This is a genomic window from Serratia sp. 1D1416, from assembly GCF_003641105.1.
Taxonomy (GTDB): Bacteria; Pseudomonadota; Gammaproteobacteria; order Enterobacterales; family Enterobacteriaceae; genus Serratia; species Serratia ficaria.
This window is the reverse complement of sequence record NZ_CP032738.1, coordinates 5,512,984-5,536,297: the sequence shown is the minus strand read 5'-3', so window position 1 is coordinate 5,536,297 and position 23,314 is coordinate 5,512,984. Positions and strand designations below refer to the sequence as shown.

Sequence of the window (23,314 nt, the reverse complement as noted above, 5' to 3'; positions counted from 1 at the left end):
TATTTTCATACGATTTCACTTTGCCGATATCGTTCGGAATATTATCAATAAAAAGTAATCAACTCATTGATATTGTTTATTTTGTTGTTTTAAATTTCACTTTTTAACTCATGTGAAATTCAGGGTTTCAGCAGATATCACTTTAATTCGGGTGTTATTGATCATGTTTATAAATAGTCTGTTTAAGAGATAGCGTTTTCTTTTGCTTGAGAATCTTACTTAAGAATATTCATTACGCCATGGCTATTAACCGACGGATCGCACCGATTTGTCGGGCGCCCGCTTGCATCCTCGTTATTACGGCAGGGAAGCAGTATCAGGATTAAAGGAATACTTCGTGTCTAAAGTTAACCCCCGCTTGCGCCGACCGGGTGAGCGCCGCCCCATTAAACATGCCGCGTCCGCGTCATTGTTATTCGTTGGTTTGAGCCTGCCGCTCGGCGCCGTGGCGGATGAACACTACGACGCATTGATTCGTCAGGCGCGGGCGGGAAATACCGGACCGGTATTGGCGTATCTGGCGCAGCGGCGCGCCGCTGCCGGCCTGAACCCGCAGCAGCGGGCCGACTTCATTCAGGTGGCCGGCTGGGCCGGGCGCGATGACGAGGTGATCGGCCTGTGGCAGGCGGGGGGCGCCGGGCTGCCGCCGGATGCCGCCAGTCTGGCGGCGGTCGCCCGCGCTTATCGCAACCAGAAGCAGTGGCAGCCTTCGCTGCGCCTGTGGCGTGCGGCGTTGCGGCAGGCCCCGGCCGACGGCGGGCTGCGGCGCGGCTATGCGATGACGCTGGCCGACGCCGGCCAGGATGCGCAGGCGCAGACGGAAGTGGCCAAGCTGGCGTCCAGCCTCGATCCGGCCGCCTGGCACTTGACGCGCGCCTACGTGGACCAAGCGGGGGGCCGTACCTGGGCGGCGTTGGAGCATGCCAGCCGCGCCCGGTCGCTGGCGCCGTCGGACGCCGGCATCCGCGCATACTACGTTACCCTGCTGGCCGCCAACCGGGTGGCCGAGCCCGCCCTGCGTGAGGGCGTCAGGCTGTCGTTGCCGCCCGAGCAACTGCGGCGGCTGCAGGCGGACGAGGCCGCCGAGCTGGTGCGCCTGTCGTTTACCGACGCCCGCGGCGAACGGCAGCGCTTCGTCGTCGCCGACCGCGCGCTGGCGCGCTACGACCTGCTGCTGGCGCAGTGGCGCCCGCTGCCGGAAGCGCAGGCCAATTATCAGCAGGCGCGCATCGATCGGCTGGGCGCGCTGTTGGCGCGTTATCGCATGGCGGAGGTGGTCAGCGGCTATGAAGCCTTGCTGGCGGAAGGGCGGGCGGTGCCTGATTACGCGCAGCGCTGGGCCGCGTCCGCCTATCTTTACCTGCAGCGGCCGGACAAGGCGCAGGCCATTTTCAGCCGCGTGAACGAGGCGGCCCCGCAGGCCGTTACCGCCGATGACGCCACCGACCTGTTCTACGCGCAGGCGGAAGATGAACGCATCGACAGCGCCGCGGCGCTGGCGCAGCGCGTCAGCCGGCAGTATCCCTACGCGACCCGTTTGTACCAACTGCCGACCCTGGCCTACAACGACGACTGGCTGGCCGGGCAGACGCTGCTGGCGCAGTCGCGGGTGTATCAGCGCGATCTGGCCGACGCCGAGCGGCAGCTGACCCATCTGGCGCGCACCGCGCCGGGCAATCAGGGGCTGCGCATTTCGCTGGCCGGCGTCTATCTGGCGCGCGGCTGGCCGCGCCGTGCGGAAGAGGAATTGAAACAGGCGGAGGGGCTGGAGCCGCGCAGTCTGCCGCTGGAGATCCAGCAGGGCTACGCGGCCCAGGAGCTGCAGGAGTGGCGGCAGCTGGATATGCTGGCCGACGACGCGATGCGGCGCGCGCCGGAAAGCGCCGCCGCGCAGCAGCTTGAGCGCCAGCGCCGCATTCATCACCTGTCCGAGCTGCGCATCAGCGGCAATCAGGGCATCGATTCCGACGGCCCGATCAGCGGCAGCCATGACTTCGGCATGCACGCCGCGCTCTATTCGCCGCCGATTGACGAGAACTGGCGGCTGTTCACCGGCTGGGGTTTCAGCACCGGCCAGTTCGAAGAAGGCAAGGGCATCAACCGCGATCTCGGCGCCGGGGCCGAGTGGCGCTCACGCGGCAACTGGGCGGAGATGGAGGTCGCCAACCGCAATTTCGGCCACGGCAATCAGCTCGGCCTGCGGCTTTCCTCCTGGCATGACTTCAACGACCAGTGGCGCATCGGCGGCTCCGCCGCGCGGCTGTCGGCCGACACTCCGCTGCGGGCGATGGCGAACGGCATCAGCGCCAACGGCGGCAACCTGTGGCTGCGCTGGCAGCAGAATGAAAGCCGCGAGCTGCGCGCCAGCGTGGCGCCTTCGCGCTTCAGCGACGGCAACAACCGCCTGGAATATGGGGTGGAGGGGCGCCAGCGCCTGCTGTCCGGCGCCCGCTATCGGCTGGATATGAACCTGACGCTGGCCGGCAGCCGCAACAGCCGGGAAAACACTCCCTACTACAACCCGCAGCGCGATTTCACGCTGCTGCCTTCGCTGACGCTGGATCACAGCCTGTACCGCCATTATCAGACCGAGTGGAGCCAGCAGATCCAGGCCGGCGCAGGCGGCTATTGGCAGCAGGGCTATGCGCGCAAGCCGATCACCCAGCTGGGGTACGGTCAGCGCGTCAGCTGGGGCGGGGTGCTGGACGCCGGCGCCATGCTGCAGTTTGAGAAGCATCCCTACGACGGCAAACGCGAACGAAACATCAGTGTGACTTTTGATCTGAATTATCGTTTTTAAAGGAATAACCATGCTTTTTCGATCCTCGCTTTTAATGCTGGCAGCGCTGCTGACCAACGCCTGCAGCCAGGCGGATGTGCCGCGCTTCACGCCGCCGGCGGAGCGCCCCGTCGCCGCCGCCGACCGGCCCTGGCCGGCCAATGGCTACGCGGTGCTGGCCTATCACGACGTGGAAGACGGCGCGGCGGACCAGCGTTATATGGCGGTGCGCACCAGCGCGCTGAACGAACAGTTCGCCTGGCTGAAGCAGAACGGCTACCGGCCGGTGTCGGTCGATCAGATCCTGCGCGCGCAAAACGGCGGCCCGGCGCTGCCGGACAAGGCGGTGCTGTTAACTTTCGACGACGGCTACAGCAGCTTTTATCACCGGGTTTTCCCCTTGCTGAAGGCCTACAACTGGCCGGCGGTGCTGGCGCCGGTGGGCGTCTGGCTGGATGCCCCGGCCGACAAGCCGGTCGACTTCGGCGGCCTGATGACGCCGCGCGATCGTTTCCTCACCTGGCAACAGGTGCGCGAAGTGTCGGCGTCCGGGCTGGTGGAAATCGGCGCGCATACCTACGCTTCGCATTACGGCGGCATCGCCAATCCGCAGGGCAACACCGAACCGGCGGTGGCCAACCGCCTCTATGACGGCAAAGCCGGGCGGTACGAAAGCGAGGCGGAGTACCGCCGGCGCATCGGCAAGGACGTCGAACTGATTACCCGGCGCATCACCGCCGCCACCGGCAAGGCACCGCGGGTGTGGGTATGGCCTTACGGCGCGGCCGGCGGCGTGGCGCTGGATATCGTCCGCCAGCGCGGTTATCGCCTGGCGCTGACGCTGGAAAACGGCCTGGGCGACGTCAACCGCCCCGATAACGTGCCGCGTCTGCTGATTGCCGGCAACCCGTCGCTGGCCAGCTTCGCCCAGCAGGTGACTCAGATCCAGAATCGGCAGATCATGCGGGTAGCGCATGTCGATCTGGATTACCTCTACGATCCGGATCCGCAGCAGCAGGCCAAAAATCTCGATAAGCTGATCCAGCGCATTTACGATCTGCGCATCAACACCGTGTTCCTGCAGGCGTTCGCCGATCCGAAGGGCGACGGCAACGTGCGCGAGCTTTACTTTCCCAACCGCTGGCTGCCGATGAAGGCCGATCTGTTCAACCGCGTGTCCTGGCAGCTGTCTTCACGCGCCGGCGTATCGGTGTATGCCTGGATGCCGGTGCTGGCGTTTGAACTGGGGCCGGAGGTGCCGCGGGTACAGCGCATCGATCCGCAAAGCGGCGCGCTGTCCGTCGACGGCAAACAGTATCGCCGGCTGTCGCCGTTCAACCCGGTGGCGCGCCAGCGCATTGCGCAGATCTACGAGGATCTGGCCGCGCACGCCACTTTCAAAGGGATCCTGTTCCACGATGACGCGCTGCTGTCCGACTTCGAGGACGCCGGCCCCGACGCGCTGGCCGCTTATCGCGCCGCCGGCTTCGCCGATTCGGTGCAGGCGATACGCCAGGATCCGCAGATGCTGGCCCGCTGGACGCGCTTCAAAAGCCGGGCGCTGATCGACTTTACCCAAACGCTGGCCGAACGGGTGCGGGCAATCCGCGGCCCGCAGGTGCAAACGGCGCGCAACATTTATGCGATGCCGATCCTCGATCCCGCCAGCGAAGCCTGGTTTGCCCAGAATCTGACGGACTTCCTGCAGGCCTACGATTGGGTCGCGCCGATGGCGATGCCGCTGATGGAGAACGTGCCGCAGGACGAGAGCGCGCGCTGGCTGGATCGGTTGGTCGGCGGCGTAGCGGCTTACCCCGGCGCGCTCGACAAAACGGTGTTTGAACTGCAGGCCGTCGACTGGCGCCGTGGCCGCCAGAACAGCCTGGACGACGGCCGACAGCTGGCCGAATGGATGCGTCGCCTGCAGCGCAATGGCGCGCAGAGCTTCGGTTATTACCCTGACAACTTCCTCGACGATCGGCCGAAGCTGGATGCCGTACGCCCGGTGTTGTCCTCAGCCTGGTTCCCGCTGCCATGACCGATCGTTTAATTGCCTTATTCATCCTGTGCGTGGTGTTGAGCGTGCCTTTCGGCATCGTGCTGCTGTTCACCGGCGAGATGCTGCTTAACTTCGTGTTTTTCTGGCCGCTGTTTATGTCCGGCATCTGGATCACCGGCGGCATTTATTTCTGGCTGCATCGCGAGCGGCACTGGCGCTGGAACGCCGATATGCCGCCGCCGGCGCTGCCGGGCAACCCGTCGGTCAGCATTCTGATCCCCTGCTTCAACGAGGGGCTGAATGCGCGCGAGACCATCTCGGCGGCGTTGGCCCAGCGCTACCAGAATATTGAAGTGATCGCCATCAACGACGGCTCGAGCGATGACACCGCCGAGGTGCTGGACCAGCTGACGCTGGAGTTCCCCCGCCTGCGGGTGATCCATCTGGCGCAGAACCAGGGCAAGGCGATAGCCCTGCAGGCCGGGGCGGCGGCGGCGCGCAGCGAATATCTGGTGTGCATCGACGGCGACGCGCTGCTGGATCGGGATGCGGCGGCTTATCTGGTGGCGCCGCTGCTGGCTAACCCGCACGTCGGCGCGGTGACCGGCAACCCGCGCATTCGCACGCGTTCTACGCTGATCGGGCGCATTCAGGTCGGCGAGTTTTCTTCGATTATCGGTTTGATCAAGCGTACGCAGCGCGTTTACGGCCGGCTGTTCACCATCTCCGGGGTGGTGGCGTCGTTTCGCAAGCAGGCGCTTACCGACGTTGGCTACTGGAGCCAGGACATGATCACCGAGGACATCGACATCAGCTGGAAGCTGCAGCTGAAGCACTGGGCCATCTTCTTCGAGCCGCGGGCGCTGTGCTGGATCCTGATGCCGGAAACCCTGCGCGGTCTGTGGAAACAGCGCCTGCGCTGGGCGCAGGGCGGTGCGGAAGTGTTCCTGAAGAACCTGCGCAATCTGTGGGCCTGGGAGCATCGCCATATGTGGCTGCTGTTCGCCGAATATTGCCTGTCCACGCTGTGGGCGTTCACGTATCTGGTCAGCGTGCTGATTTTCCTGGTCGGGCTGGCGGTGCCGCTGCCGGAGGGGATCCGCATTCATTCCCTGCTGACGCCGGCGTTCACCGGCCTGGTGCTGGGGGTGGTGTGCCTGCTGCAGTTCACCGTCAGCCTGATGCTGGAGCGCCGCTACGAGAAACACTTCGGCCGCTCGCTGTTTTGGATCATCTGGTATCCGCTGGTGTATTGGCTGCTCAGCCTGCTGACCACGCTGGTGGCCTTTTCCAAAGTGATGTTGAAAGCCCGGCGCGGACGCGCGCGCTGGATCAGCCCCGACCGGGGCATAGGGAGGATGAAAGAGTGACGGATATACTGATTTATTCTGAACGCGGCCTGCTGCCGCGCCTGATTGACGGGGCGTTGACGCTGTTCGCCTGGTGCGGGTTCATTTACCTGTTCAGCCGCGGCCTGATGTCGGTGATGGAGCAGCACGGGGCGCATTCCGCGCTGTCGCTGCTGCAGGTGATTTCGCTGTACATCGTCGTGGCGCTGTTTAACGCCGTCAGCCTGATCGGCTGGGCCAAGTACAACCAATATTTCTCGCGCCGCAGAGCGGCCGGCCGCTGGCGGGCGCAGCAGCAAAATACCCGTATCGGCTACATTACGCCCGAACTGACCGGGCAGCTGAAACGCCTGCCGATCGCGGTGGTCTTCCATAACCACGGCGGCGGCATCAGCCAGGTCAGCGCCCGGGCGACCCCGCCGGAGATGGCGGACAACAGCGCGATGCCGGCGGCGGTCCGAAAACAATCGGCATTTTAAAGCCGCAGGCTCCAGGGTCAAGGTGATAACCTTTCTCATTTAATGGCGGTTGATGTTTTCGGCTATACATCAAGTGACCTTGCGCTTCCGTGCTTCGCCTCACAATTCAGCACGTTTGATGCCTCTGAGCGTAAATTGACGCCATAATCCTGTTTGTTCGCGTTGAACAATGCATTAACATAACCCTACTCAATTTTTTGCATGGTCATATGGATATCCGATGCGTCACCTGGTTGCTCTTTTACCCCTGATCACCCTGCTTGCCGCCTGCAGCAGTACGCCTGAACCCAGCGCCACGGCCGCGCCCCAGAGCACCACGGTGAAGGGCGGCTTTTTGCTGACGCCTGCTCACAGCAACGGCGCGCCGCTGGGCGGGGATTTCGCCTATAACCCGAACGCCGCCCGTTTTATCGATAAAATGGTGCAGGAGCACGGTTTTGATCGCCAGCAGCTGCACGACGTGCTGGCGCAGGCCAGGCGGCTGGACTCGGTGTTGCGGCTGATGGATCGTCAGGCGCCGACGCCGACCACCCAGCCGCCGTCAGGGCCGAACGGATCCTGGCTGCGCTACCGCAACAAGTTCATCACGCCGGATAACGTGCAAAACGGCGTGGCGTTCTGGAACCAATATCAGGACGCGTTGCAGCGCGCCTGGCAGGTATACGGCGTGCCGCCTGAGATCGTCGTCGGCATTATCGGCGTCGAGACCCGCTGGGGCCGCGTGATGGGCAAAACCCGCATTATCGACGCCCTGGCGACCCTGGCCTTCGATTACCCGCGCCGCGCCGACTACTTCGCCGGCGAGCTGGAGACCTTCCTGCTGATGTCGCGCGCCGAAGGGGACGATCCGCTGGAGCTGCGCGGCTCCTTTGCCGGCGCCATGGGCTACGGCCAGTTCATGCCTTCTTCCTTCAAGAGCTACGCGGTTGACTTCAACGGCGACGGCCATATCAACCTGTGGGATCCGGTGGACGCCATCGGCAGCGTCGCCAACTACTTCAAGGCTCATGGCTGGGTCAAGGACGAGCCGGTGGCGGTGCAGGCCAACGGGCAGGCGCCGGGGCTGGAGCACGGCTTCAAGACCCGTTACTCGATCGCCTCTTTGGCGGCGGCCGGCCTCAGCCCGCAGAGCTCGCTGGGCGACAATCAGGAAGCGAGCCTGCTGCGTCTGGATGTCGGCACCGGTTACCAGTACTGGTACGGTCTGCCGAACTTCTACACCATTACCCGCTATAACCACAGCACCCATTATGCGATGGCGGTGTGGCAGCTGGGCGAGACGGTGGGGCGCTCGGCGCGCGGCGGGTTCTGATGCCGAACCGCGCAATGAAAAAGGCCGCTCAAGCGGCCTTTTTTACGTCTTCTATCCTCAGAAATCGTAACGCAGGCGCACCAGCGTCATATCGCCGAGGTTGTCGGTGCTGGACGTCAGCACGTGCTCCAGATCGACGCGGAAACCGTAGTCGAACTGAACGGTCACGCCGAGGCCGTTATCGATGCGCTGATAGTCGCGGCCGCTGACGTACTCCAGGCGGTCGCCCATAAAGTACGGCATCACGGATTTCACCGCATACTGGCCCACCGGCACGGTGTAGCCGGCCAGATATTCGATGCCCCAGGCGTCGCCGGCGAAGTAGTTGTCGACGTCGGCTTTCTTGGTGGTGAGGAAGTTGTTGTACCAGCCGCCGCCGAAGGTCAGCGTCCAGTTATCCGGTTTCCAGCTGATGGCGGTACCGACGATGTTTTGATCGTAGCTCTTGGCGCCGCTGGTCGACGGATTGCGCATTTCGGCGCGGGTGTAGTTCCAGGCGGTGCCCCAGGTCAGATCCGGCGTCAGGTGATAATCCACCCCCAGCGAACCGCCGCCCTTGCGCTTGTAACGCAGGCCGTTGCCCGGCAGGTATTCGTCATCGCTGAACAGGTAGGAAGCGTAGAGGTCCGCATCGCCGAAGCTGTTTTTGTATTTCAGCATTTTGCGTGAACGGTAGGAGCCGTCGTAGTCGCCGTTGATGCCGTTGCCCGGCGCCTGCGCCAGCATGTCGTAGTCCCAGATATCGGTTTTGGCCCCGACCACGTCGTAGTAAATGCTGTTTTGCTGGCCAAAGGTCAGCTGACCCCAGGTTTTGCTTTTCAGGCCGGTGTACAGCATGCGGCGGCTGGTGTTGTTGGCGCCGTCGGCATAGTGGTGGTCCCAGTCGAACAGCGCGGGAATGTTCACCCCCAGCTCGTAGTAGCCGATCCAGCTGATGTCGTCGAACAGGTAGTAGTCCGCCGCGAAGCGGAAGCGGGTGCCGCCGTCAAAGCCGTTGCGTTTGTAAGAGCCTTTGTCGCCGTCGCCGGTCATGTTATTGAACTGCGGCCGAATGCTGCCGCCGACGGTAAAGTTAAGCCGGCTGAGCGGGTCGCCGGCCTGCGGATCCTGCTTCAGCAGGGTGATCTCCGCCTGGGCGGCGAACGAAGCGCTGCCGACCACCAGTCCCACTGCCACTGCCTGAGTTAATGCGCGCAATTTAATCGCCATGTGTTATCCCTGTTATCGGTTGCCACTCTCATCGGCGCCGCCATGCCGATCTTCCGCGCAAAAAGCCGAGTTTTTGTGCGGTTCAGTGGTTTTTTTGATGTTTTTAAAGCGGAAGGCATGTGTAACACAATCGGCGACACAAAAAGTTACTTTTCTTGCTAATTATTAGTTTTGTTTTTAATCGCCCGCGGCGGGCGCGGGCAGCATCGGGCGCTGACTCTGCGGCGCTGTGACTGCGGCAACGGGGCGGCAAGACTCGGATGAATTCATCTAACGCCAAGCATTATATTTTTCACTTGTCAGGGGATCGCGTATGCCGTGTAATTTCATCACCCCGCAGGGAGTTTTATTCCCAAGGGTTAAGGCAGTGGTTTAATAATGCCTGGAGGTAAGTTGGTTGTCGGATTTTTCTCATTTCCGCTATTGTGTCCTTACTGCTGTAATTGTTTTATTTTTTAAATAAATCCTGGCAGGTAACGGCTGGGTCAGGGAACGCAAAGAGAAGATATAATTTAAAATCTATTAACACCTACAGCGAAAGAATGTTCTCATGTCCCCATCAATGACGTGTTATTCATATAAGTAAGAGGGTTTTAAATGCAGGGTATTTATTATCCTTGTTGAGTCAATCCAGGGATGACGTTGTGCTCCGGATATGTGAAACTATGGCAGAAGAAGTATGCCCATGGATGCGGGTGTCAATGTGAAGGGAGGAAAAGCAATGCGGTTGATTTATTTTACATCTGAAGATCTGGAGCCTGAGCTATTTTCTCGGATACTCAAGCCTACGGATGCTCGTTATGAGCTGGAGCGGCACTATCTGTTTGGTGGCTCATCTTTGTTATCCATATCGGAAAGACATAACATCACTCGCAATGTGCAAACTGGGATTGGTGTCTCTAGCTATCAGGAAAACACGAATATGAAGCGAGGGGTCTTCGATGAGATCAACCGGGGTAGTCTCCTTGCCATTGAACGCGGCTGGGGAAGCTGGAGCCCTGCCAAATATCTATTCTTTATTAACGGTGATGGGTTGTTACAGCTTTATTCTGGTAACCACCTGCCAGCGCAATACCCCGTAAAGCGTATCATCGAGCGTTATGAGGATATGGTCAGGAAGTATGCCGTCAGGGCCAGGCCCACGGCGATGCCGCCAAGGCAGAACACGACCGGCAAACCTTCTCTCCCTCAAGCGATCGCGACAACGGTTGCATCGGCAGCAGCGGTAGTAAGAGAAGCCCTCCGCCCCATGACCAAGCAACAACGCTGGCAGGCGAGAAAATATCTGATCGGTCGAGGCGAACGCAGCCGATACCCGGATAGCCGCACAGCGCTTGGCTCAAAACAATGTGGCCGTAGAAAAGGCTAAACTGGCTCAGAATATCTACCGCACCACGAATCCATTGTCTGCGACACCTGGTGTACCGGAAGGGTGGATGGATATGAGTAATGATAAGGATTATCTGAACTCCTTAGGTATAAAACCTGACATGTTATACGACGGTGAAACCCACCCTGATTTTTTAGCGAGGGTTTACGTCCCTAATAAAACAGTATTTGGTAATGATATGAACCCGACTATTGTTTTTAGAGGTTCAAGGATGCCAGAACTGCCTAATGGTAAGCTGAATGCGGCAAAGAAAATAATTATTGATAATAAGCTTCCGAAGATAAACAACTTAGAGGACTGGGCTAATAACTTTAATCAAGGAAGAGGCGCCGATTCTTATTACTATAAAAAATCTGTGGCTTTAGGCAAAGAGCTAAGAAAAGGCTCAGAGAAAGTGGATATATCAGGCCATTCTCTAGGAGGAGGCCTAGCCTCTGCGGCATCGATTGCGAGTGGAAAACCGGGATGGACATTTAATGCAGCCGGTTTGAATTCCGGTACAGTGGAAAAATATGGCGGCTCCCTCGTCGGTAGTGAGGATATTATCAGTGCTTATCGGGTCGATGGCGAGGTTTTAACGAAGCTACAAGAAATCAATCTCAAGCAAGATTTTATTGATGTGAACGGCAATCTTGCATTACTTGCTGTAAAAGAGAAAATATCGTCAGGTTTGCCAGATGCTGCTGGAATAAAACATACTCTCGAAGGCGGAGTAGGCAGCATGAACGACAGACACAGTATACAGCAAGCGATAGACTGTATCGAACAAGAAAAAGATGATGATATCGCAACTATCAGCCATAGGATATAAAAAAACGATGAAAGCAATAACGAAACTGATAGCCGGACTAATCATAACTGCTGGTTTAGTGCTAATAATGGGATGCAAGGAGAAAAAAATGGGCCTACCACCGGAGGGGTATTTTAAAGGTCAACAACTGACCTTGGCGCAAGCGATTAGCAAAGGGAATATTGATGACGTTAAACGTCTTGCAAAAGCAGCAGACCTGAACAGTCCGGGTCAACATGACATGACATTGCTGTTTTTTTCCTTGGCAACATCAACCGATGGCGATGCGACGCCAGAGCGGCTTCAGATCGCGACTGAACTAGTGAAGGCAGGGGCAGATCCTCTCCAGGCGCGTCCGAATGGAGGCGCAAGCCCAGCAGAATGGATGGCAAAATTAGACAGTGGGGTTTGGTTAAAAGCATTGCTTGAGGGCGGATTATCACCTGATGCTGAAGATAAAGTATGGGGTGAGCCTATTATTTTTCAAACATCAAAGGCTAATAACTCAGAAACATTAAAAGTCTTGGTCGATAACGGAGTGAATTTAGAGTTAAAAGACTCATTGGGCCAAACTGTTTTAATGGAAGCGTTTATCTATTCTTCATTTCCGCAAGTCAAATTCCTGATAGAAAAAGGAGCGAATCCAAACCCTAAAGATGCCAAAGGAAACTCGCTGGCTGAAATAGTAAACCGAGAGATACATGATAGCAAAAAGGGTAGTGAATATAATAAAGAGTGCTTAGAGATAAAGAAAATGATGATAGCCCATGGTGTCGTGTGGCCATAGGTATGAGCAATGACGTTAACCAGGCGGAAGTGAACGGGCTAACTCATAACGTCTCGGGTGGGGAGTGGGTTTTGATAGCTATGAATAGACGGCAAAATGGTGTCCCCGACTGGAATCGAACCAGTAACTAGCCCTTAGGAGGGGCTTGTTATATCCGTTTAACTACGGGGACCCTGCGGGCCGGCAACCGAAGCTGCCGGAGCAGTATACCTTTTTTTACCCGCAGAATAAGCGCTTAGCGGTTCGTTTGCTCATTCCCTCGCCAATCTGCGGCGAAATTCGTCCGCGGCGGCGGCCGTCAGGGCTTTTTCTGCTCGCCGAGCGGTTTTTCCTTCCGCAGCCGAGCCTGCTTATTTTTGGCGCTCAAATCGTTGCGGATCTGCGCATGGCTGATCAGCGCAAAGATGAAGGTGCCGCCAATGATGTTGCCCGCCAGCGTCGGGATGGCGAACGGGTAGAAAAAGTCCCGCCACGGGATCACGCCGTTGAACACCAGATAAAGGATCTCGACCGATCCGACCACGATATGCGTCAGATCGCAGATCGCCACCAGATAGGTCATCAGCACGATCACCCAGATTTTAGCCGCGCCGGCGGAAGGGAACATCCACACCATGGTGGCAATGATCCAGCCGGCCAGAATGCCGTTGGCGAACATCTCTGACGGCGAGTTCCGCATCACCTCCTGCCCCAGGCTGACGAAGGCGCTGCGGGTATCGTCGTCGAAAATCGGCATATGGATAAAGGCCAGCGAAGCCAGCCCGGTGCCGATCAGGTTGCCGCTCAGCACCACGCCCCACAGGCGGAACAGGATCAGGACGTTGCGCGGCGTCGGTTTGTGCATGATCGGCAGCACCGCGGTAACGGTGTTTTCGGTAAACAGCTGCTGGCGCGCCATGATCACGATGATAAAGCCGAAGGTGTAGCCGATGTTCTCGATAAAAAAGCGGCTGGGGTCGTCCGGCAGCCGGGCGTGAAAAATGCCTTTGGCCATCAGCGAAGCGCCCATCGACAGCCCGGCGGCCACCGCCGACCACAGCAGCGCCTGCCAGTCGCGCTCCAGCTCTTTTTCGCCCTCCATGCGGATCAGCTCGTGCACCGCCGCCGCGCGCGAGGGCAGGTTCTCCTCCTTGACTTCAATCTCGCTTTTGCCTTGTTCCTGCTCTTTGCTTTCAACCTGCATCTTCTCTTCGCCTGAATCATTCGGGCGTGTTTCTGCGTCGCTCATGATGTCTTTCCTTCATCAAAGGGGGCGGCCATGCATTAAGCGTAGATGCCCAGGCGACGGGTGGCGAAAATGCGGCGAAATGCAGAAAAAAGTAACAAGAGTTAAACTTCGGCGGTTTTTTCCGCGCATTCTTGATCCTGCGCGCCATATTGCCCCTCCGGAGCACGGGCGGCGGGCTGCGTGCGGCGCGAGGCTTATGCTATGATTCGCTATCCCAAAGAAAAATATGAGTTCCCTGATGCTGGAAGCCAGAGGTCTGAGTTGCGTGCGCGATGAGCGCACCCTGTTTAGCGAGCTAAGCTTTTCGGTGCATCCGGGCGAGATCATTCAGGTGGAAGGCCCGAACGGCGCGGGCAAGACCAGCCTGTTGCGCATTTTGGCCGGCCTGGCGCGGCCGGATGCCGGCGAGGTGTTGTGGCGCGGGCGCAATACGCTGCGCGACCGCGCAGCCTATCACCAGGAACTGTTGTTCCTCGGCCATCAGCCGGGGATCAAAACCCTGTTGACTCCCTTCGAAAATCTGCGGTTTTATCAGGCGGTGCGCAGCGCGCCCGAGAGCCGAGCCATCTGGCGGGCGCTGGAGCAGGTGGGGCTGGTGGGCTATGAGGATTTGCCGGTGGCGCAGCTGTCGGCCGGGCAGCAGCGGCGCGTGGCGCTGGCGAGGCTGTGGCTCAGCGACAGCCCGCTGTGGATCCTGGATGAACCGCTGACGGCGATCGATAAACAGGGCGTGGCTGAATTAATTAGCCTTTTTGAGCAACATGCGCGCCAGGGCGGCATGGTATTGTTGACCACGCATCAGGATTTGACCGGCGTGAGCCAAACGGTGGGGAAAATCCGCCTGGCGGACCAGCACGCGGAGAACGCTTAATGTTTTTGACCATACTGCGCCGCGAGCTGAAGATGGCCTTTCGCAAAGGGGCGGAGATTGTAAACCCGCTGTGGTTTTTCCTGATTGTGATCACGCTGTTCCCGCTGGGCGTCGGCCCCGAGCCGCAGCTGCTGGCGCGCATTGCGCCGGGAATTATTTGGGTGGCGGCGCTGTTGGCTTCGCTGCTGTCGCTGGAGCGGCTGTTCCGCGATGACTATCTCGACGGCTCGCTGGAGCAGCTGTTATTGCTGCCGACGCCGCTGCCGATGACGGTATTGGGCAAAGTGTGTGCTCACTGGGTAGTGACGGGGCTGCCGCTGCTGATCCTGTCGCCGCTGGTGGCGCTGCTGCTGTCGCTGGATATGCATACCTGGCTGGCGGTGGCCGGCACGCTGTTGCTGGGCACGCCGACGCTGAGCCTGATCGGCGCCATCGGCGTGGCGCTGACCGTCGGGCTGCGCAAGGGCGGGGTGCTGCTCAGCCTGCTGGTGCTGCCGCTGTATATTCCGGTGCTGATTTTCGCCACCGGCGCCATCGACGCCGCATCCATGGGCATGCCGATCGACGGCTACCTGGCGATTTTGGGGGCGATGTTGGCCGGCAGCGTGACGCTGGCGCCTTTCGCCACCGCGGCGGCGCTGAGGGTGAGCGTGCACTAGCTAACTGATTGAATTGACCTGCGGGGTTATAACGCCGGCAATTTCGTCGCTCCGGCAACAGGGGCGGCTGACGAATAAAATTTACCGTGAGCAATGACAACAATGTGGAAATGGTTACATCAACTGGCTCGGCCTGAACGGCTGTATCACGTCTGCGGCCGCTTTATCCCCTGGCTGGGCCTGGCGGGCGCCGCCTGCCTGCTGCTCGGCTGGGCGTGGGGCTTTGGCTTTGCGCCGAAGGATTACCAGCAGGGCGACAGCTTCCGCATCATCTATATTCACGTGCCGGCGGCCATGTGGTCGATGGGCATCTACGCCTCGATGGCGGTGGCGGCGTTTATCGGCCTGGTGTGGCAGATGAAAATGTCCGATACGGTGGTGGCGGCGATGGCGCCGATCGGCGCCGTGTTCACCTTTATCGCGCTGGTCACCGGCTCGGCCTGGGGCAAGCCGATGTGGGGCACCTGGTGGGTATGGGACGCGCGCCTGACCTCCGAACTGGTGCTGCTGTTCCTGTATATGGGCATCATCGCGCTGTACAACGCCTTTGAGGACCGCCGCCTGGCGGGGCGCGCCGCCGGCATTCTGGTGCTGGTGGGGGTGGTGAACATTCCGATCATTCATTTCTCGGTCGAATGGTGGAATACCCTCCATCAGGGGTCGACCAACATGCAACAGAGCATTGCCCCCAGCATGCGCACCCCGCTGCGTTGGGCCATCCTCGGCTATCTGCTGTTCTTCGTCACGCTCACCCTGATGCGCCTGCGCAATTTGATCCTGATCCAGGAGCGTCAGCGCCCGTGGGTCGCCGGCCTGGTCGATAAGGAGCGCCAATCATGAATGCCGCCTTTACCTCCTGGCAGGCGTTTTTCGCCATGGGCGGCTACGCCTTCTACGTTTGGCTGGCGGTGGCCGTTACGCTGATCTCGCTGCTGGGGCTGGTGGCGCACACCCTGTGGCAGCGCAGGCAGCTGTTGAATGAGATCGGCCGCCGTCAGGCGCGCGAACGGCGCATCCGCCATGCGCAGCAGTCAAAACAAAAATCCGCCGCATCGCGGGAGAAAGCATTGTGAATCCACGTCGTAAAAGCCGCCTGTATCTGGCGATTGTTGTGCTGATTGGCGTCGCGTTGACCGCCACGCTGATGCTGTATGCGCTGCGCTCCAACATCGATCTGTTTTATACCCCGGGCGAAATCCTGCAGGGCAAGGGCGAAGATCGCGAAAAGCCCGAGGTGGGCCAACGCCTGCGCATCGGCGGCATGGTGATGCCCGGTTCGGTGAAGCGTGATCCGAACACGCTGCAGGTCAGCTTCAAGATCTATGATGCGCGCGGCGCCATCGGCGTTACCTACACCGGCATTCTGCCGGACCTGTTCCGTGAAGGGCAGGGCGTGGTGGCGCAGGGGGTGCTGGGCGAAGGCAACGTGGTCAATGCGCGCGAAGTGCTGGCCAAGCACGATGAAAAATACACCCCGCCGGAAGTGGCCGATGCGATGAAAGAAAATCATAAGGGACCGGCGGAGGCTTATGCCGCGCCGCAGGACGGGGGCAGCAAATCATGATGCCGGAAATGGGCAGTTTTCTGCTGTGCCTGGCGCTGGCGATCGCGCTGCTGCTGAGCATTTATCCGCAGTGGGGCGCGGCGCGTCAGGATCGGCGCATGATGGCGGTGGCCCGGCCGCTGACCTACGGCATGTTCGCCGCCATCGCGCTGGCGTTCATCTGCCTGGTGCACGCCTTCGTGGTCAATGATTTTACCCTGGCCTACGTGGCCGCCAACTCCAATACCCGGCTGCCGGTCTATTACCGCATCGCCGCCACCTGGGGAGCGCATGAAGGCTCGCTGCTGCTGTGGGTGCTGTTGCTGAGCTGCTGGTCGCTGGCGGTGGCGCTGTGCAGCCGCAGCATGCCGCAGGATGCGGTGGCGCGCGTGCTCTCGGTGATGGGCATGATCACCGCGGGTTTCCTGCTGTTTATCATCATGACTTCCAACCCCTTCACCCGTACCCTGCCGAACTTCCCGATCGACGGCAGCGATCTCAACCCGCTGCTGCAGGACATCGGCCTGATTTTCCACCCGCCGCTGCTGTATATGGGGTACGTCGGTTTCTCGGTGGCCTTCGCCTTCGCCATCGCCTCGCTGATGGCCGGCCGGCTCGACACCGCCTGGGCGCGCTGGTCGCGTCCCTGGACCACCGCGGCCTGGGTGTTCCTCACCCTGGGCATCGTGCTGGGGTCGGCCTGGGCTTATTACGAACTGGGCTGGGGCGGCTGGTGGTTCTGGGATCCGGTGGAAAACGCCTCCTTTATGCCCTGGCTGGCCGGCACGGCGTTGATCCACTCGCTGGCGGTCACTGAAAAACGCGGCACCTTCAAGGCCTGGACGGTGCTGCTGGCGATCACCGCCTTCTCGCTGTGCCTGCTGGGGACTTTCCTGGTGCGGTCCGGCGTGCTGGTGTCGGTGCACTCTTTCGCCTCGGATCCGGCGCGCGGCATGTTTATCCTCGCTTATCTGGTGATGGTGATCGGCGGCTCGCTGCTGCTGTACGCCATCAAGGGCGGCCAGGTGCGCAGCCGGGTGCAGCACGAAACCTTCTCGCGCGAGACCTTCCTGCTGGGCAACAACGTGCTGTTGATTGCCGCCATGCTGGTGGTGCTGCTGGGCACGCTGCTGCCGCTGGTGCATAAACAGCTGGGGCTGGGCAGCATCTCAATCGGCGAGCCGTTCTTCAATACCATGTTCACCTGGCTGATGGCGCCGCTGGCGCTGCTGTTGGGTATCGGCCCGCTGGTGCGCTGGCGCCGCGATGAGCCGACCAAGCTGTGGCGCCGCCTCGGCGCGGCGCTGGTTGTCACCCTGGCGCTGTCGATTTTGCTGCCGTGGCTGCTGCAGGACAGCATCGTCGGCATGACGGTGGTGGGCCTGATCATGGCGGTGTGGGTGATCCTGCTGACGCTGATGGAGCTGCACGAGCGCGCCACGCATCGCCACGGTTTCTGGCGCGGCCTGGCGCACCTGTCCCGCAGCCATTGGGGCATGGTGCTCGGTCATCTCGGCGTGGCGGTGACGGTGATCGGCATCGCCTTCAGCCAAAACTACAGCGTCGAGCGCGACGTGCGCATGAAGGCCGGCGACAGCGTGGATATCCACAATTACCGCTTCGTGTTCCGTGACGTGCACGACATCCGCGGCCCGAACTACAGCGGCGGCGTCGGCATTATCGACGTCACGCGCAACGGCAAGCCGGAAGCGACGCTGCACGCCGAGAAACGCTACTACAGCGTGGCGCGCAGCATGATGACCGAAGCGGCGATCGACGGCGGCTTCAGCCGCGATCTGTATGCGGCGCTGGGCGAAGAGCTGGACGACGGCTCTTGGGCGGTGCGGCTGTACTACAAACCTTTCGTGCGCTGGATCTGGTTCGGCGGCGTATTTATGGCAATCGGCGGCATCCTGTGCATTCTCGATCCGCGCTATCGCATGAGCAAAAAACTCAAGCGTGAAGGCAAGCTGGAGGCGCAATCATGAAGCGTAAGCTGCTGTTTATTCCCTTAATCTTGTTCCTGCTGCTGGTGGCGGCCTTTATGGTGCAGCTGACGCGCAACGCCGGCGGCGAGGATCCGACCCAGCTGGAATCGGCGTTGATCGGCAAACCGGTGCCGACCTTCAAGCTGGAATCGCTGGATCAGCCGGGCAAAACCTACGATCAGGCGGTGCTGCGCAACGGCAAGCCGATGCTGCTCAACGTCTGGGCGACCTGGTGCCCGACCTGCCGCGCCGAACATCAATATCTCAATACCCTGGCGGCGCGCGGCATCCGCGTGGTGGGGCTCAATTACAAGGATGACCGCAGCAAGGCGGTGACCTGGCTGAACTCGCTGGGCAATCCTTATGCGCTCAGCCTGTACGACGGCGACGGCATGCTGGGGCTGGATCTCGGGGTGTACGGCGCGCCGGAAACCTTTCTGATCGACGGGCAGGGGGTGATCCGCTATCGCCACGCCGGCGATATGAACGAGCGCGTCTGGCAGCAGGAAGTGCTGCCGCTGTACAGGAAGTACGGGGGTGAGGCATGAGGCTGGTCGCCCTGATGTTCGCCGCGCTGCTGAGCTGGAGCGCCGCGGCGGCGATCGACACCTATAAGTTCAATTCGGTGGAGCAGGAGCAGCAGTATCGCGAGCTGACCGAACAGCTGCGCTGCCCGAAATGCCAGAACAACAGCATTGCCGATTCCAATGCCATCATCGCCGCCGACATGCGCACCAAGGTGTACGAGCTGATGATGCAGGGGCAAAGCAAGCCGCAGATCATCGATTACATGGTGGCGCGCTACGGCAACTTCGTCACCTATGAACCGCCGGTAACGCCGGCGACGCTGATTTTGTGGCTTGGCCCGCTGCTGTTCGTGCTGATCGGCGGCGCGGTGGTGATATTGCGCACCCGAAGCCGCGGCGCCGCGGCGGACGATGAATTCTCCGTACAGGAACAACAGCGCCTGGCTGCGCTGCTGAAAGAGACCGACAGGAAGAAACCCTAATGGCTTTTTGGCTGACTATTATTGCGCTGCTGGTTGGCGCCGCCGCGTTGCTGGTGGTTCCGGCGATGCGCCACGGCAAGCAAAACGCCGCCGCCAGCCGCGACGCGCTGAACAAGGCGTTTTATCAGGATCGCCTCAGCGAGCTGGAGCAGGATGAACAGCAGGGGTGATCGCCGAGCGTCCTGAATTGGTGAAGGAGCTGCAGCAAAACCTGCTGAACGATATTCCCGGCCAGCAGGAAGCGCAGGCGAAACCGATCAATCGCTGGGCGCTGGTGCCGGGCGTGTTGCTGCTGCTGGTGGTGACCCTGGGTTTTTATCTGAAAACCGGCGGGCTGGCGCAGGTGATGGAATGGCGCCAGGTGCAGGCGCAAATGCCGGCGCTGCGTGAACGCGTCGCCAACGAACGCGCCAGGCCGCTCGGCATGGAAGAGATCGCGCGTCTTGGGCTGGGCCTGCGCACCGCGCTGCAGCAGGACAGCCGCAACGTCAACGACTGGATGATGCTGGGCCGCGTCGGCATGGCGCTCAACAACGCCACCACCGCCACCCAGGCGTTTGCCCATGCATATCAACTGGATCCGAATAATCTGGAAGTGCGGCTGGGTTATGCCGAGGTCTTGACGCGATCCAACGATCCGGAGGATAACAAGCAGGCTGCGCAAATGTTGCGCCGGATGATCGCCGAAGATCACGGCAACCCGCGCGTGCTGAGCCTGTTGGCGTTCAACGCCTTCGAACGGGGCGATTTTAAACAGGCCATCGGCGCCTGGCAGGTGATGCTGAAATTGCTGCCGGCCGGGGATCCGCGCGCCGAGGTGATCCAACGCAGCATCGCGCAAGCAAAAGCACAGGCTGGCGAAGAAACTGTTAAACTGGGTGTTAATGTGACGTTAGCGCCGGAGGCGTCTAACGCCTTGCCGCAGCAGGGCACGCTGGTCATTTCGGTGACCGATGGCGTCAGCCCGGTGCCGGTAGCGGTGAAACAACTGCCGCTCAGCCGTTTTCCGCTGTCTTTTTCTCTGGATGACAGCAATGCCATGATGCCTGAGCGCCTGCTTTCGGCTCAGCATCGGGTGAAGGTACGAGTGCGAATTTCTCGCGACGGTATGGCCACGCCACGGGCGGGCGACTGGTTTGGCGAGAGCGCGCTGCAGAACTTCAGCGGCAAAGAGCAGGTTAGCGTTCAAATAAACAAGCAGGTTCCCTGAAAAAAGACCGAACGTGTTTTTATGGAGAAAAATATGAACTTTCGCCTGACTGGGCTGGCTTTCGCAACGGTATTATTGGTGGGCTGTGCCAGCGCGCCAGACAATGAACCACAAGGGCGATCCGATCCTCTGGAAGGGTTTAACCGGACGATGTTCGACTTCAACTACAACGTCCTGGATCCCTACGTCTTGCGCCCGGTGGCGGTGGCCTGGCGCGACTATGTGCCGATGCCGGCGCGTAACGGCCTGAGCAACTTCACCTCCAACCTGGAAGAGCCGGCCAGCATGGTCAACGCCTTCCTGAAGGGCGATCCGTACCGCGGGATGATCCACTTCAACCGCTTCTTCCTGAACACCCTGTTGGGGATGGGCGGCCTGATCGACGTGGCCGGCATGGCCAACCCGAAGCTGGCGCGTGAAGAACCGAACCGTTTCGGCAGCACCCTGGGGCATTATGACGTCGGCTACGGCCCGTACGTGATGCTGCCGGGCTACGGCAGCTTCACCCTGCGCGACGAGGGCGGCGACTGGGCGGATACGCTGTATCCGATGCTCAGCTACCTGACCTTCTGGATGTCGGCGGGCAAGTGGGTGGTCGAGGGCATTGAAACCCGCGCCCAGCTGCTGGATTCCGACGGCCTGCTGCGCAATTCTTCCGATCCTTACATCATGGTGCGCGAAGCCTACTTCCAGCGTCATGACTTCATCGCCAACGGCGGTTCGCTGAAGCCGGAAGAGAACCCGAACGCCAAGGCGATCCAGGGCGATCTCGACGAGATCGACTCGGCGCAATAAGCCCCGCCATACCGCGCGCGATAAAAATGCCGGTCGGGTAAACCGACCGGCATTTTTTATTTTCCGAACTCCCGTCCTCCTTCAGCACCTCTGTCAAATTCGTGATCCCGACTGCGATTCTTTAACATCGGTTGGCCTTTTCTTTAAATTTAAAACATTGTTTTATTAAATTGGATGGTTGATCGGCGCATTCTTCATTTTGGCGCCAGTCTTCGCCGCCGGGTGGCAAAGAAACCAAGGTTTTTTGACCGCCGCAAACCTACTTTTACCGAAAGCTTTCTGCAATGCACCGGACTACGACACCCGACGCCATCAGGAGGGGAGCAATGAAAACGCGTAAAATAGGTTTACTCAACTACCTTGCCTATGGCTCGGGGGATTTTCTCGGCGCGGGCACCACGGCGCTGACCGCCGCCTGGTTGCTGTACTTCTACACCACCTTTTGCGGCCTGAGCCCGATCGAGGCGACCTCCATTTTTGCGCTGGCCAGGCTATTGGATGCGCTGATCAGCCCGCTGATGGGCTACCTGACCGACAACTTCGGCGCCACCCGCCTCGGCAGGCTGTTTGGCCGCCGCAAATTTTTCATTCTGCTCGGCATTCCGATGGTGTTCAGCTATAGCCTGATGTGGGTGGGCGACATGGGTTACGGCTACTATCTGCTGACTTACCTGCTGTTCGACGTGGTCTACACCATGGTGCTGGTGCCGTATGAAACCCTGGTGCCGGAGATGACCGACGACTTCAAACAGAAAACCAAGTTTTCCGGCGCGCGCATTTCCATGGCGCAGCTTTCCGCGATCCTGGCGGCTTTTTTGCCGGGCGCTTTGCTGGGGTATTTCGGCAAGGACAATGCGGTGTCCTTTTTCTATGCCAGCCTGGTGTTCTCGGTGCTGTGCGCGCTGGTGCTGACGCTGGTGCATCGCTTCACCTGGGAGCGCGCGCCGGGGCCGGAGAGCCAGGTCGAACGCCGGCGGCTGACGCTGGGCCAAAGCCTCAGCCGTCTGTGCGTCGAACTGTCTTCCACCCTGCGGGTGCGGATTTTTCGCCAGCACCTGGGCATGTATCTCGGCGGTTACATCGCCCAGGACGTCTTCAACGCGGTGTTCACCTACTACGTGGTGTTCGTGCTGATGCAGAGCGCCGCGGTGGCTTCCACGCTGATGGGCTGGATGGCCGTGATGCAGTTCGTGGCGGTGATCGGCATGATCCCGCTGTGCATTCGCTTTGGGCCGGCGCCGTCGTACCGGCTGGTGGTGACGCTGTTCGGGCTGAGCGCGCTTTCCTACGGCGGGCTGTATTACGCCGGGCTGAATGACGCGTTCTCGCTGTTGCTGTTGATCTCCGCGCTGGCCGGGCTGGGGCGCGGCGGCATCAACTATGTGCCGTGGAATATCTATACCTACATCGCCGATGTGGATGAGGCGATCACCGGCCAACGGCGCGAAGGGATCTTCGCCGGCATCATGACCCTGACGCGCAAGGCCTCGCAGGCTGGCGCGGTGATTCTGGTCGGCCTGACGATGCAATTTTCCGGCTTTGTTTCCGGCCGCGGCGAACAGCCGCCGGCGGTGAGCCATACCATTTTGCTGATCCTGTGCCTGGGCACGGTGGCGGTGTTGTGCGTAGGGTTCTTTATTTCGCTGCGCTTTAAATTGAACCTCGCCACCCACGGCGTTTTGCGGGCGGAAACCGCCAAGATGCGCGCGGCGCGCGGCATCGTGCCGGAAAAAATCTTGCCGCAGGCGCGGGCGACCGTCGAGCTGCTGACGGGAATGCCCTACGAGTGCCTGTGGGGCAACAACAACATTGGCTACGCCAATCGCCATAAGCCCGCCGCGCCGCCGCTGCCGCGGGAAATCGACGGCAGAAAGCAGATGATCCTCTGAACCTCAGACCTGAAGCGCGAACAATCAA

At 60.2% G+C, this 23,314-nt stretch carries 20 protein-coding genes, 1 tRNA gene and 1 pseudogene; 19 read left to right on the top strand and 3 right to left on the bottom strand.

Features of this window, described 5'->3' with window-relative positions:
* Positions 1–337 precede the first annotated feature (337 nt).
* From pgaA to mltB, 5 genes are all read left to right on the top strand, one after another.
* Positions 338–2,800 (top strand): poly-beta-1,6 N-acetyl-D-glucosamine export porin PgaA, encoded by a 2,463-nt coding sequence (gene pgaA, locus D7I37_RS26835; RefSeq protein WP_061795709.1) that lies wholly within the window; start codon positions 338–340, stop codon positions 2,798–2,800.
* Between the two features lie 10 nt (positions 2,801–2,810).
* The gene (pgaB, locus tag D7I37_RS26830; protein ID WP_095098600.1) at positions 2,811–4,817 is read left to right on the top strand and encodes a poly-beta-1,6-N-acetyl-D-glucosamine N-deacetylase PgaB; all 2,007 of its coding nucleotides are present in this window, start codon (positions 2,811–2,813) and stop codon (positions 4,815–4,817) included.
* Complete coding sequence (pgaC, locus tag D7I37_RS26825; RefSeq protein WP_061795711.1) at positions 4,814–6,148, top strand: poly-beta-1,6-N-acetyl-D-glucosamine synthase; 1,335 nt, start codon at positions 4,814–4,816, stop codon at positions 6,146–6,148. The genes pgaB and pgaC overlap by 4 nt, the downstream gene beginning before the upstream one ends.
* The gene (gene pgaD, locus D7I37_RS26820; protein WP_129544725.1) at positions 6,145–6,606 is read left to right on the top strand and encodes a poly-beta-1,6-N-acetyl-D-glucosamine biosynthesis protein PgaD; all 462 of its coding nucleotides are present in this window, start codon (positions 6,145–6,147) and stop codon (positions 6,604–6,606) included. The genes pgaC and pgaD overlap by 4 nt, the downstream gene beginning before the upstream one ends.
* Positions 6,607–6,826: 220 nt before the next feature.
* Positions 6,827–7,918: a lytic murein transglycosylase B gene (mltB, locus tag D7I37_RS26815; protein WP_061795713.1), complete on the top strand. Its 1,092-nt coding sequence runs from the start codon at positions 6,827–6,829 to the stop codon at positions 7,916–7,918.
* A 57-nt stretch (positions 7,919–7,975) separates the two neighbouring features.
* Here the strand turns inward: mltB and D7I37_RS26810 are convergent, their stop codons facing one another.
* Positions 7,976–9,127: a porin gene (locus tag D7I37_RS26810; RefSeq protein ID WP_129544724.1), complete on the bottom strand. Its 1,152-nt coding sequence runs from the start codon at positions 9,125–9,127 to the stop codon at positions 7,976–7,978.
* Positions 9,128–9,812: 685 nt separating this feature from the next.
* On the opposite strand from D7I37_RS26810, the gene D7I37_RS27525 reads away from it, so the two are divergent.
* From D7I37_RS27525 to D7I37_RS26800, 3 genes are read left to right on the top strand one after another with little or no spacing between them, the layout of a single operon-like run.
* Positions 9,813–10,496, top strand: a complete 684-nt coding sequence (locus D7I37_RS27525; protein WP_242502749.1) for a hypothetical protein — start codon at positions 9,813–9,815, stop codon at positions 10,494–10,496.
* Positions 10,462–11,328 (top strand): phospholipase, encoded by an 867-nt coding sequence (locus D7I37_RS27520; RefSeq protein WP_242502748.1) that lies wholly within the window; start codon positions 10,462–10,464, stop codon positions 11,326–11,328. The genes D7I37_RS27525 and D7I37_RS27520 overlap by 35 nt, the downstream gene beginning before the upstream one ends.
* A gap of 7 nt (positions 11,329–11,335) precedes the next feature.
* A complete protein-coding gene (locus D7I37_RS26800; RefSeq protein ID WP_237648773.1) occupies positions 11,336–12,094 on the top strand; it encodes an ankyrin repeat domain-containing protein in 759 nt (252 codons plus the stop codon).
* Positions 12,095–12,191: 97 nt separating this feature from the next.
* On the opposite strand, the gene D7I37_RS26795 is transcribed toward D7I37_RS26800, so the two are convergent.
* Positions 12,192–12,266, bottom strand: a tRNA-Arg gene (locus tag D7I37_RS26795).
* 126 nt (positions 12,267–12,392) lie between these two features.
* Positions 12,393–13,322 carry a formate/nitrite transporter family protein gene (locus tag D7I37_RS26790; protein ID WP_061795722.1) on the bottom strand — a complete coding sequence of 310 codons (930 nt, stop codon included), beginning with the start codon at positions 13,320–13,322 and terminating at the stop codon, positions 12,393–12,395.
* Between the two features lie 238 nt (positions 13,323–13,560).
* On the opposite strand from D7I37_RS26790, the gene ccmA reads away from it, so the two are divergent.
* The 11 genes and pseudogenes from ccmA to D7I37_RS26735 all read left to right on the top strand — a co-directional run bounded on the left by ccmA (position 13,561) and on the right by D7I37_RS26735 (position 23,286).
* A complete protein-coding gene (gene ccmA / locus D7I37_RS26785) occupies positions 13,561–14,193 on the top strand; it encodes a cytochrome c biogenesis heme-transporting ATPase CcmA (protein ID WP_129544832.1) in 633 nt (210 codons plus the stop codon).
* Positions 14,193–14,852, top strand: a complete 660-nt coding sequence (gene ccmB, locus D7I37_RS26780) for a heme exporter protein CcmB (RefSeq protein WP_095098591.1) — start codon at positions 14,193–14,195, stop codon at positions 14,850–14,852. The genes ccmA and ccmB overlap by 1 nt, the downstream gene beginning before the upstream one ends.
* A 102-nt stretch (positions 14,853–14,954) precedes the next feature.
* Entirely contained in the window at positions 14,955–15,692 is a 738-nt protein-coding gene (locus D7I37_RS26775; RefSeq protein WP_061795725.1) for a heme ABC transporter permease, read from the top strand.
* Entirely contained in the window at positions 15,689–15,925 is a 237-nt protein-coding gene (gene ccmD, locus D7I37_RS26770; RefSeq protein WP_061795726.1) for a heme exporter protein CcmD, read from the top strand. The genes D7I37_RS26775 and ccmD overlap by 4 nt, the downstream gene beginning before the upstream one ends.
* Positions 15,922–16,416: a cytochrome c maturation protein CcmE gene (ccmE, locus tag D7I37_RS26765; protein ID WP_061795727.1), complete on the top strand. Its 495-nt coding sequence runs from the start codon at positions 15,922–15,924 to the stop codon at positions 16,414–16,416. Before ccmD ends, ccmE begins: the two co-directional genes overlap by 4 nt.
* Positions 16,413–18,383, top strand: a complete 1,971-nt coding sequence (locus D7I37_RS26760; protein ID WP_061795728.1) for a heme lyase CcmF/NrfE family subunit — start codon at positions 16,413–16,415, stop codon at positions 18,381–18,383. Before ccmE ends, D7I37_RS26760 begins: the two co-directional genes overlap by 4 nt.
* Positions 18,380–18,931 carry a DsbE family thiol:disulfide interchange protein gene (locus D7I37_RS26755; RefSeq protein WP_061795729.1) on the top strand — a complete coding sequence of 184 codons (552 nt, stop codon included), beginning with the start codon at positions 18,380–18,382 and terminating at the stop codon, positions 18,929–18,931. Before D7I37_RS26760 ends, D7I37_RS26755 begins: the two co-directional genes overlap by 4 nt.
* Positions 18,928–19,392, top strand: a complete 465-nt coding sequence (locus D7I37_RS26750; protein ID WP_061795730.1) for a cytochrome c-type biogenesis protein — start codon at positions 18,928–18,930, stop codon at positions 19,390–19,392. Before D7I37_RS26755 ends, D7I37_RS26750 begins: the two co-directional genes overlap by 4 nt.
* Positions 19,392–20,602 (top strand): annotated as a pseudogene (gene ccmI / locus D7I37_RS26745) (c-type cytochrome biogenesis protein CcmI). The gene D7I37_RS26750 and the pseudogene ccmI overlap by 1 nt, the downstream one beginning before the upstream one ends.
* 33 nt (positions 20,603–20,635) lie before the next feature.
* The gene (gene mlaA / locus D7I37_RS26740; protein ID WP_061795732.1) at positions 20,636–21,397 is read left to right on the top strand and encodes a phospholipid-binding lipoprotein MlaA; all 762 of its coding nucleotides are present in this window, start codon (positions 20,636–20,638) and stop codon (positions 21,395–21,397) included.
* A gap of 326 nt (positions 21,398–21,723) precedes the next feature.
* A complete protein-coding gene (locus D7I37_RS26735) occupies positions 21,724–23,286 on the top strand; it encodes an MFS transporter (RefSeq protein WP_095098588.1) in 1,563 nt (520 codons plus the stop codon).
* The last annotated feature ends 28 nt before the right edge of the window (positions 23,287–23,314 follow it).

Excerpts from the sequence above, each read along its gene's own strand:
- pgaB (WP_095098600.1), top strand. The coding sequence starts at position 2,811 with ATGCTTTTTCGATCCTCGCTTTTAATGCTGGCAGCGCTGCTGACCAAC.
- pgaC (WP_061795711.1), top strand. The coding sequence starts at position 4,814 with ATGACCGATCGTTTAATTGCCTTATTCATCCTGTGCGTGGTGTTGAGC.
- mltB (WP_061795713.1), top strand. The coding sequence starts at position 6,827 with ATGCGTCACCTGGTTGCTCTTTTACCCCTGATCACCCTGCTTGCCGCC.
- D7I37_RS26810 (WP_129544724.1), bottom strand. The coding sequence starts at position 9,127 with ATGGCGATTAAATTGCGCGCATTAACTCAGGCAGTGGCAGTGGGACTG.
- D7I37_RS27525 (WP_242502749.1), top strand. The coding sequence starts at position 9,813 with ATGGATGCGGGTGTCAATGTGAAGGGAGGAAAAGCAATGCGGTTGATT.
- D7I37_RS26800 (WP_237648773.1), top strand. The coding sequence starts at position 11,336 with ATGAAAGCAATAACGAAACTGATAGCCGGACTAATCATAACTGCTGGT.
- D7I37_RS26790 (WP_061795722.1), bottom strand. The coding sequence starts at position 13,322 with ATGAGCGACGCAGAAACACGCCCGAATGATTCAGGCGAAGAGAAGATG.
- ccmA (WP_129544832.1), top strand. The coding sequence starts at position 13,561 with ATGCTGGAAGCCAGAGGTCTGAGTTGCGTGCGCGATGAGCGCACCCTG.
- ccmB (WP_095098591.1), top strand. The coding sequence starts at position 14,193 with ATGTTTTTGACCATACTGCGCCGCGAGCTGAAGATGGCCTTTCGCAAA.
- D7I37_RS26775 (WP_061795725.1), top strand. The coding sequence starts at position 14,955 with ATGTGGAAATGGTTACATCAACTGGCTCGGCCTGAACGGCTGTATCAC.
- ccmD (WP_061795726.1), top strand. The coding sequence starts at position 15,689 with ATGAATGCCGCCTTTACCTCCTGGCAGGCGTTTTTCGCCATGGGCGGC.
- D7I37_RS26760 (WP_061795728.1), top strand. The coding sequence starts at position 16,413 with ATGATGCCGGAAATGGGCAGTTTTCTGCTGTGCCTGGCGCTGGCGATC.
- D7I37_RS26755 (WP_061795729.1), top strand. The coding sequence starts at position 18,380 with ATGAAGCGTAAGCTGCTGTTTATTCCCTTAATCTTGTTCCTGCTGCTG.
- D7I37_RS26750 (WP_061795730.1), top strand. The coding sequence starts at position 18,928 with ATGAGGCTGGTCGCCCTGATGTTCGCCGCGCTGCTGAGCTGGAGCGCC.
- mlaA (WP_061795732.1), top strand. The coding sequence starts at position 20,636 with ATGAACTTTCGCCTGACTGGGCTGGCTTTCGCAACGGTATTATTGGTG.
- D7I37_RS26735 (WP_095098588.1), top strand. The coding sequence starts at position 21,724 with ATGAAAACGCGTAAAATAGGTTTACTCAACTACCTTGCCTATGGCTCG.